General features: G+C 70.2%; 9 protein-coding genes. All 9 read right to left on the bottom strand.

Annotation, left to right across the window (positions count from 1 at the left end; genetic code table 11):
- Positions 1 to 114: 114 nt before the first annotated feature.
- Positions 115 to 603 (bottom strand): universal stress protein, encoded by a 489-nt coding sequence (locus ACESK5_RS18195; protein WP_372913000.1) that lies wholly within the window; start codon positions 601 to 603, stop codon positions 115 to 117.
- 69 nt (positions 604 to 672) lie between these two features.
- Positions 673 to 1983 carry a histidine--tRNA ligase gene (hisS, locus tag ACESK5_RS18190; RefSeq protein WP_372912999.1) on the bottom strand — a complete coding sequence of 437 codons (1311 nt, stop codon included), beginning with the start codon at positions 1981 to 1983 and terminating at the stop codon, positions 673 to 675.
- 69 nt (positions 1984 to 2052) lie between these two features.
- On the bottom strand, positions 2053 to 3243 hold the full coding sequence (locus ACESK5_RS18185) for a PQQ-binding-like beta-propeller repeat protein (protein WP_372912998.1): 1191 nt from the start codon (positions 3241 to 3243) through the stop codon (positions 2053 to 2055).
- Between the two features lie 50 nt (positions 3244 to 3293).
- Positions 3294 to 4187: an EamA family transporter gene (locus tag ACESK5_RS18180; protein WP_372912997.1), complete on the bottom strand. Its 894-nt coding sequence runs from the start codon at positions 4185 to 4187 to the stop codon at positions 3294 to 3296.
- Positions 4188 to 4276: 89 nt separating this feature from the next.
- Entirely contained in the window at positions 4277 to 5380 is a 1104-nt protein-coding gene (locus ACESK5_RS18175; RefSeq protein ID WP_372912996.1) for a YihY/virulence factor BrkB family protein, read from the bottom strand.
- A gap of 137 nt (positions 5381 to 5517) precedes the next feature.
- Positions 5518 to 6111 (bottom strand): alpha hydrolase, encoded by a 594-nt coding sequence (locus tag ACESK5_RS18170; protein WP_372912995.1) that lies wholly within the window; start codon positions 6109 to 6111, stop codon positions 5518 to 5520.
- Positions 6111 to 6476 (bottom strand): DNA-binding protein, encoded by a 366-nt coding sequence (locus tag ACESK5_RS18165; protein ID WP_372912994.1) that lies wholly within the window; start codon positions 6474 to 6476, stop codon positions 6111 to 6113. Before ACESK5_RS18165 ends, ACESK5_RS18170 begins: the two co-directional genes overlap by 1 nt.
- Positions 6477 to 6589: 113 nt before the next feature.
- The gene (locus ACESK5_RS18160) at positions 6590 to 7045 is read right to left on the bottom strand and encodes a 30S ribosomal protein S19e (protein WP_372912993.1); all 456 of its coding nucleotides are present in this window, start codon (positions 7043 to 7045) and stop codon (positions 6590 to 6592) included.
- Positions 7046 to 7124: 79 nt separating this feature from the next.
- Positions 7125 to 7769, bottom strand: a 645-nt coding sequence (locus ACESK5_RS18155) for a lysylphosphatidylglycerol synthase domain-containing protein (RefSeq protein ID WP_372912992.1), incomplete at its 5' end; no start/stop codon positions are given.

Here is a 7769-nt window from a genome sequence, read left to right as displayed (position 1 = left end):
CGTTCGCGAACACGGCGCTCCCGCGCCTCCTCGGCGCCGAGGAACCCGGGGGGCTCTCGCCGGACCAGATGCGACTCGACGACTTCTGAACCGCGCGACCCAAGCGTCTCCGCGTCAGGTACCGTCTTCGACGGCCTCGCTAGCCTGGTCGCCCCCGTCTTCGCTCTCGATGTCCTCGTCCTCGCTCCGGACGGTGAGCACGGGGATGTCGCTGGTCCGGACGACCCGTTCCGTGACGCTCCCGAGCAGGAACCGCGAGACGCCGTGGCGGCCGTGGGTCCCCATCACGACGAGGTCGACGCCGTGGTCGGTCGCGTACTCGACGATTACGTCGTGTGGGTGGCCGTGCAGCACCGCCGTCTCACAGTCGACGCTGTCCTCCGCTGCCGCAGCCGCCACCTGGCCGACGAGGGACTCGCCCTCCGCTTCGAACCCTTCGACGACCACGTCGGAGTCGATTCGGGCGGCGCGGAGCGCGTCGTCGTCGACGACGTAGATGACGTGGAGCGTCGCGCCGTACGCCGCCGCGAGGCCGAGCGCGTGGTCGCGTGCGGCCTCGCTCGGACCGCTCCCGTCCGTCGGGAGGAGTATCGTGTCGTACATGTGACCGCAGACGCCGCCGGAGGTGTTAAACGCCCCGCCGGTTCTCACCGTCCGACCGCCCGGGTGCGGTCAAGCGAAGTCGTCGTACCGGGGTGCGTCGTGCTCGCCGGGGAATCCGTCGACGGGCGCGGTCGTCTGCTCGCCCGACGCCATCTCCTTCACCGTCACCTCGCCGTTCGCGAGGTCCTGCTCGCCGACGACGACCACCGTCTCGGCGTTGATGCCGTCGGCGTACGACAGCTGCGAGCCGAACCCCCGGTCGGAGAGGTCGGTCTCGACGACGTGACCGCGCGCCCGGAGGTCACGCGCGATGCGGGCGGCGACGTCGCGCGTGTCGCCGACGGTGAGGACGTAGTAGTCGGTCGCGAGTTCCTCCTCCGGCCAGACGCCCGCCCGCTCACAGAGCAACTGGAGGGTGGCGTCGCCGAGCGCCACGCCCACCGCGGGCGTCGGCTGACCGCCGAACGACTCGATGAGGTCGTCGTAGCGGCCGCCGCCGAAGACGGCCCGAGAGACCTCGCCGGTGGTGTCGAAGCACTCGAAGACGACGCCGGTGTAGTAGTCGAGGCCGCGAGCCGTCTCCAGCGAGAGAGTGCAGTGGTCGCGGACGCCGAAGTCCGCGGCCGCGTCGAGCACCCGCCGGAGGTTCTGCACGGCCGACTCGACGCGGTCGGTGCCGGCGAAGTCGACGAGGGCGTCGAGGTCCTGGCTCGAGAGGAGGTCGTCGAACTCGCGGGCCTGGTCGTACGAGAGGCCGGCGTCGTGCAGCAGGTCGTAGTACTCGTTCCGTTCGACCTTCGCGGACTTGTCGACCGCCCGGATGGCCTCGCGGACGTCTATCTCGCTCCCCCCGTCGCCGGTCATCGACGCGAGGAGGCCGCCGAGGATGTCGCGGTGGGAGACGCGGAACTCGAACTCCTCGCCCGAGAGGCCGAGGTTCGTCAGGGCGTCGGCGGCGAACGCGAGTATCTCGGCGTCGGCGTCCGGTTCGGACGAGCCGAACACGTCGACGTTCGTCTGGTAGAACTCCCTGAACCGCCCCTGCTGGACCTGCTCGTAGCGCCAGAACGGTCGCGTCGAGACCCACTTGATGGGCTTCGACAGCTCCTGCCCCCTCGCGACGACCATCCGCGCGACCGTCGGCGTGAGTTCGGGCGTCAGCGCCACGTTCCGCCCTCCCTTGTCCTCGAAGGTGTACAGTTCCTCGACGATCTCCTCACCGCTCTTGTCGACGTACATCTGGGTCCGCTCCAGGGCCGGCGTCCCGACCTCGCGGAAGCCGTACCGGGTGGCGGTGTCCTCGACGGTGTCGAGCACCTCCCGCCGGGCGGTCATCTCCTCGGGGTAGAAGTCACGGAACCCCTTCAGTCGGTCGTACATGCGCGTCGGTTCTCCGTTCGCGCGCTTGAACCTGTTGAACCCGGACCCTCTGCCGGCCCGCTCCAGCCGTCACGCCCGGTCGGCGTCGACCGCTCGGACCCACCACTCGCTGGAGACGAACAGCGTCCCCCGCCAGCGGACGGCGCCGGTGACGAGGTGGTGGTCGGGAATCCAGCCACAGCGGTCGTCCGTCCTCTCGACGACCCTGACGCGCGTCTCCCGCCGGCCGTCGCCGGTCAGTCGGTGCAGGTGGCCGGACTGGTCGACGACGAGCGCGCCCGACTCGCCGGCCGTCACGCCACCGACGCGGACGCCGGCGTCGTACTCCCACCGCTCGGGCCACCTGCGGAGGTCCGTCGACGGTGTCGCGGGGAGTGCAACGACCCGTCCCGACTCGCCCCCGACGTAGAGCGTCCCGCCGTCGTGAGCGACAGCCGTCGCTCCCCAGACGACCTTCTCCGTCCGCCGCATCGCCCCGCCCGGCACGTCCACGTACGCCGCGGTGCCGTCGTCGGCGACGAGCGTCAGACCGTCCCTGCCGACGACCACCGGCCGGTGGCTGAGTCTGTCGGGCAGCGTCAGTTCCCACCGGACGTCGCCCGTATCCGGGTCGAACCCGCGGAGGATGCCGTCTTCGGACCCGGCGACGACGGTGTCTGCGACCCGGACCGGTCCCGCGAGCACGGGGGTCGTCACCGTCGTCCCCCACCGCTCCGTCCCGTCGCGCGCGTCCAGCGCGACGACCCGGTGGGTGTACTCCCCGGCGTCACCGGGGTCCGCGTTCGGGTCGTCCGAGTACGAGACACCCACGTACACGCGTCCGTCGGCGACCAGTGGCCGCCCCCACGCGCCGCCGCCGTACTCCTCGACGCCGCCGGTTTCGTAGGTCCACTCGACGCGTCCGGTCCGGACGTCGAGCGACAGCACCGTGTCGCGGCCCGTCCCGACGTAGACCGACTCCCCGTCGATGGTGGGAGCGCCGAACCCGCCGCCCTCGACCACCGTCGCCCACCGCGCTTGGCCGCCGCCGGGCGTCAGCAGGGCGAGTCGGAACCGCGACCCCCCGGTGACCCGGTGGCCTTCAGCGACGAGGACGCCGTCGTCGGCCGGGACCACGGGCGCGTAGTGTCTCCCGCGGAAGGTCCAGTACGGATCGAGCGCGGGCCGGCAGTGCGGGCGCTCCGCGACGTACCAGCCGACACCGAGGAGGCCGGCGAGGGTGCCGGTCCGGAGGAGGGCTCTGCGTGACCACTCGGGCATCGTCTCGAATCCGCCACAGGAGCGGCATCAGCCTTGTGCTCACTCACCACTCACAGCGCGATGAGGCCGACGCCACAGACCGCGAGGGCGGCCGCGACGAGGCGCGTGGCGAACGCCCGTTCGCGGAGGAGGATACCGCCCAGCAGCACGGCGACGATGGCCTGCGTGTTGATGATGGGCGAGGCGATGCTCGCGGGCACCTGCTGGAAGGCCAGCGATGTGACGTGTTCGCCGACGGCGACCCCTGCCCCCGCGACGGCGAACTTCGGCAGGTCGCTCCGAACCGACACCCACTCGCGGAGCGCCAGCGGCAGGACGACGACGAGGACGCCGAGGAGGAGCGTCGGCACCCAGAGTTCGGGTGGGATGCCCAGTTCCTGGAGTGCGAGCCGTTTCCCCACGTCGCTGACGGCGTAGCACACGGCGCTCACCAGCGCGAGCTGTGCCGGCCGTGCCGTCGCCGCTTTCCGGAGTGGGTCCAGTAGGCTCCCTCGCCGGTAGTTCGCCACGTACACCGCGAGCGTGGCGACGACGACGCCGACGACCTGCAGCGGGGTCAGCCGCTGGTGCAGGAGGAGCACCTCGATGGGGAGGACGAAGACGGGGACGATCTTGTTGATGGGCGTGACGTACGACACCTCGCCCGCGTCCAGCGCACGGAGGAACACGAGGAAGGCGGCCGCCGTCGCCAGGACGGTACCGACGACGACGCCGACCTCCCACGCCCCGAGCGAGGCTGCCGTGGGCAGTGTCGACCCCCGGACGCGCGGCACCGCGAGCGGGAGGTACCACGCGACGGCGACGGCGTTGACGACGACGGTCAGGACCGTCCCCGGGTAGCCGGCGAAGTAGCGCTTCAGCGCGAAGATGTACGTCCCCCAGACGAACGCGGCGGCGACGGCGTAACCGATGCCGGGGGAGAGTGCGAGAGAGCCGAGGACCATCTATCCGGGTGGTCTCCGCGGAGGAGAAAAGCCGTTCGGGTTCGTGCCGGCGGCCGTCCGCTCGTGCCCGCGCTCACGACCCGGGAGCCTCAGTCGTCCGCGGGGCCGTCGGTCCACCAGCGGAGCGTGACCGTCCGCTCGCGCCCGCCCCCGTCGGCCTCGGTCCGGGTCGCCTCCACGACTTCGACCTCTTCGGGTGATGCGTTCTCCCGATGCGTCGGGGGTGTCGGATCGTTCCCGCCGCGACCGTCCGGGCCACTTGTCCCCGTGGGCCCCGTCGCGGTGTCGCACCCGGTGAGCTGTTCGCGGAGCGACCCGAGGTACGCGGCCAGTTCCACCCGTCCGAGCGACCGCTCGGACCGGGTCTCGACGGTGTCCCCGTCCGCGGCACCGCGTCCGACTCCGCCGGCTGCGCCGGACGCGTGGCCGCTGACGACGGCGTTCAGAACGGCGCCGACGAGCAGTACTAGTCCGGAGAAGTAGAGCCAGGTGACCACGAGGATGACGCCGCCGAAGAAGCCCCCCGACCCGCCGCTCTTGAAGAGGAGGTACACCTGGAAGAGACCCTGCAACGCCGTCCACCCGAGTGCGGCGACCACCGTCCCGGGGAGGACGTCCCGCCAGCCAAGTTCGGCGTCCGGAAACCGGTAGTACATCGGCGTGAAGGCGACGACGAGACCCACGGCGAGCACGACCGGTGTCAGAGTACCGAGGAGCGGTATCCGACTCTCGACGGCCGAGAACAGCGTCGTGACCGCGACCGTAGCGACGACGGAGACGACGAGCGAGACGAGGACGACACTCCCGTCGACGAGCTGGTCGACGAACGAGTCTCCCTCGTCCGTCTCGTAGATCTCCGAGAACGCGGTGTCGAGTCCACGAAAGATCTTGAGCGTCCCCCAGAGGAGGACGACGAGGCCGACCACCGACACCCCGGTCGCCGTGTCCGCGGCGAATATCTGACCGACGGCGTCCGCGATTGGGCGCGGGAGCGACGCTTCGGCGACGGTGACCAGCCGGCTCTGGAGCCCGCCTCCGACTATCGAAGCCACGAGCAGGAGGAGGACCAGAAGCGGCGCCAGCGAGACGAACGCGTTGTACGCGATGCCCGCCGCCATGAACGAGACGTTCTTCTCAGTGAACTCTTCGGTCACCTGCTTGCCGATGTCGACCGAGTCGGAGAGACGCTGCACCGACGGAGTTACTCCCACCGCGGGCAAGAGCGTTCACGGCGCACGTGCAACCCGAGGCCGACGAGCGGCCGTCCGACCGGCGCCGTCACGCTCCGCCGCTTGCCCGGGCTGGCCTCCCCACTGCCCCTCCGTTCACGTCACTCTTTCAGCCCGCGCACGCGCGTCTGGGTGTGGTCGGGGAACACCGTCTCGACCGCCTCGGGGCCGTGATGTTCGGCGAGGAGGGTACGGAGCTCCGACTCGTAGTCGGCCTTCTTTATCTCGCCGCTCGGGCCGGATTCGACCTCGAGGCAGCGCTCGACGAGGCGGTCGATGGCTCGTCGACCGAACCCCGACAGCGGCGAGAGGTAGTCGACGCCGTGGCGGTCCTCGAGCGACTGCGCCTGTGCCCGAGAGACCGTCGGTACCCGGTCGTCGCGGCGGGTTCCGTCGGCGACGGCGGTCACGTCGAGTTCTGCGACCCGTTCGAGCGCGTGGGCGTGGACCTGCTGAATGCCGTGTCGGGGGTAGCCGTCGGCGTGCATCCGATCGACCGCCTTCCGGGCGACACCCCGGTCGAGTTCGACGCGCTCGAAGCCGTAGCCGAGCGCCTCCGCGGCCTCGCGAGCGTGCCGCCAGTCGTCGGTCACGCCGAACCAACCGGTGACGAGCGTCACGTCGTAGAACGAGTCGAGGAGCAACGCCGCCAGCGTCGAGTCCTTGCCGCCGCTGTACAACAGCGCCAGCTCCATCACCGGCGACGGATGTCGAAGCTCTTGGAGTCGGGCTGCATCTCCTTCAGGAGGCTCTTCATCTGTTCCTCGTCGATGCGGCTCTGGAGTCGGCCGCTCTGGGCGAGCGCCACCAGCTGTCGTTCGACCTGGTCGGCGAAGTCGGGCTTGGACATCTGCACCGCGTTGAGCCGCTGGCGCGCGCCGTCGGTGAGATGCTGTTTGAGGAGCGCCTGTTTCTGGGCCTCCGCCTGCTCCTGGGCGGCCTGCTGGGCCTCCTCGTCGGCGGCACTCGCGCCGCCGCCGCCCTGCTGTTGCTCCCGGAGTTCTTGCATCTTCTTCTCACGGAGCTCTTCGAGCCTGTCGTCGTCTGGTGTGCCACTCATACACGCGTCTTCGCGGTTACGACAAAAAACGGTTACGGACCCTCAGACGAGGATCAACCGGTGCGCCGGCGCGTCGGCGGGACCGGCGGACGTGGCGTTCACGAGCGCCCTGCTCAGGCGTAGCGCTCGAGTTCCGGTCGGTCCAGCGATTCGAGGACCTCCCCGGCGACGGAGTCGAGGAAGCTCTGTCCCTCGGGGGTGATGCGTCGCCCCTCGCCCTTGACGGTCGTCACCATCCCCTCCTCTTCGAGCTGCTGGAGGATGGTGCGGATGATCTTCTTCGAGCCGCTCGACTTGGCGGCCTTCGCGACCCGGTAGCGGGTGGATCCGCGCTTCTTGCCGCCGTACTCCGTCGAGAGCCGGTCGATGCCCTTCGGGCCGTCCATGGCCAGTTTGCGCAGGAGCGAGGCGGCACGGACGTACCAGAAGTCGTCCTGCTGGGGTGGCAGTTCACGGCCGGACCCGGTCTTCGTGAACTCTGCCCAGGCCGGTTGCTCGATTCGCTCTTCGAGCTCTTCGGCGACCGCCTCGATGAGGTCGTCCGCCGGGACGTCGTAGAGGGTTACCATGCGCGGTAATTCCCGAGGACGGCGTTTAAACCCATCGTATCACACCGGCCGCGTGCCGGGGTCTCACACGTCTCCGCCGCTAGAACCGGCTCCCGACACCGGTCGTCCCGAGGACGGTTCCGCCGAGGAGCACCGGCGTCCAGTAGACGAACCCCCGGAAGAGGATGACGCCCGCCGTCGCGATCTTGAACCCGACCGCGGGCGAGGCCGCCGCGATGAGGACGGCGAGCGTCCACTCGATGCCGCCGGCCCCGCCGGGCAGGGGTGTGACGCCCGCGATGGCCCCGATGGGGACGACGAACAGCGCGATGGAGAGAGCGATAGGCTCCCCGATGGCGACGAAGGCGAGCCAGAGTGCGACCATCTGGAGCCCCCAGCCGAGCGAGGAGAGTGCGAGCGCGACCGCCAGTTTCCGAGGGCTGGCGGCGACTCGCTCGATGGCGCGGAAGAAGCCGGTGATGCGCCGTTCGAGACCCTCGGCCGTCGGGACCGTGATCCGCGGCACGACGCGGGCGATCGCCTGGATGAACGGGACGAGCGCCTCGACGACCCGGTGTTCCAGCGAGTACCGGCGGGTCCACCCCACGTAGACGAGCGAGGGGACGACGATCGCGAGCAGCCCGACGGCGCCGATGGCGACTTCGAGCCGCCGCCCGAGCGTCACCTCGGTCGCGTAGTAGCCCGCACCGATGAGCGCGATGGTGATGGAGGGGACGAAGTTGAG

Origin of the sequence: Salinigranum sp. (assembly GCF_041641895.1) — an archaeon.
Lineage (GTDB): Archaea > Halobacteriota > Halobacteria > Halobacteriales > Haloferacaceae > Salinigranum.
This window is presented reverse-complemented; position numbering and strand designations above follow the sequence as displayed.